This is a genomic window from Priestia sp. TSO9 (assembly GCF_021029645.1).
GTDB lineage: Bacteria > Bacillota > Bacilli > Bacillales > Bacillaceae_H > Priestia > Priestia megaterium_E.
In genome coordinates this window covers 1-1,455 of sequence record NZ_JAJEKD010000027.1, presented here as the reverse complement: position 1 = coordinate 1,455, position 1,455 = coordinate 1, and the positions used below count along the sequence as shown (strand labels likewise).

Sequence of the window (1,455 nt, the reverse complement as noted above, 5' to 3'; positions counted from 1 at the left end):
GGTGATTGTTACACCTGTAAACGATGCACCGACGGTGCCAAACTACACGTTCAGCACGCAAGAAGACAGCCCTGTGGTAGGAGCAGTGGTAGGGACCGATGTGGATGGAAACCCTCTTAGTTACCAGCTACAGGTTGCACCAGTAAATGGAGTAGCCGTGGTGAATGCAGATGGAACGTTTAGCTATCAACCCAACTTGAATTTCAATGGGACCGATCAGTTTACAGTATTGGTGTCTGATGGTCAAGGAGGAACGGCGGTTTCGACCGTTACAATAAACGTAATTCCAGTGAATGACCCTCCAATCACCGCTGATTTAGCATTTACAATTAATGAAGATACACCTCTTACAAATCAAATTCCGGCTTTTGATCCGGATGGGGATCCGTTGACATTTACTCTGCTGAATCCGCCTCCGTCAAATGGAAGTGTTATATTAGGGGCAAATGGAGTATTTACCTATACACCAAATTTAAATTACAACGGAATGGATACTTTTGGTGTGCTGGTATCAGATGGTAAAGGAGGAACTTCCCTTTCTACTGTGACCTTAACAATTGTGCCTGTAAACGATCCGCCAGTAGGAGGAGATAGAGCTGTTACAACGACCATTAACCTTCCTGTTACAAGCAGCATACCTGCTTCAGATCCTGACAACGTTACTCTAACCTATACTCTTCAACAAAATCCAGATAACGGTACAGCCGTCATAAATCAAGATGGTACATTCATTTATACACCTAATAACAATTTCATAGGTAATGATCAATTCACCATATTAATAACAGACCCAGAAGGAGCCACTGCACTATCGACTATTTTTGTAACGGTCCTTGAAACAAACGGAACTACAACTTCACAGGATTTGCAAATCTCTACTGATGAAGACACACCAGTAACAAATCAAGTAATTGCTACTAACGTAAATGGAAATCCACTTGTTTACACTATTGAAAACCCACCCATTAATGGAGTAGTAACAATTGATTCTAATACAGGAATATTTACGTATACACCGAATGCAAACTTTAACGGTTCAGATGCTTTTGTAGTATATATAACTGATAACTTAGGAGGAAATGCTACTGCATCAGTTATCGTTACAGTTATTCCAATAAATGATTCTCCAATTGTTCCAAATTATCAGTTGACGACTAACGAAGACACACCTGTAACTTCTATGGTAATTGCAACTGATATTGATGGTAATCAGCTGGCTTATTCGTTACAAAATGCTCCAGTGAACGGAATAGTAAACGTAGGGTTAGATGGGATGTATACCTATACACCGAATGCAAACTTTAATGGAACTGACCAATTTACCGTACTAGTAAGCGACGGCCAAGGAGGAACGGCCGTTTCAACGATTACAATTACGATTCTGCCAGTAAATGATCCACCAGTAGGTCCGGTGGTGGTAACGTTGGTTACCAATGAAGACACGGCAGTATCGAG

At 41.1% G+C, this 1,455-nt stretch carries 1 protein-coding gene; it reads left to right on the top strand.

From position 1 onward, the window contains the following. On the top strand, window positions 1-1,455 hold a 1,455-nt coding region (locus LJC66_RS27305), incomplete at both ends, for a cadherin-like domain-containing protein (protein WP_230933926.1).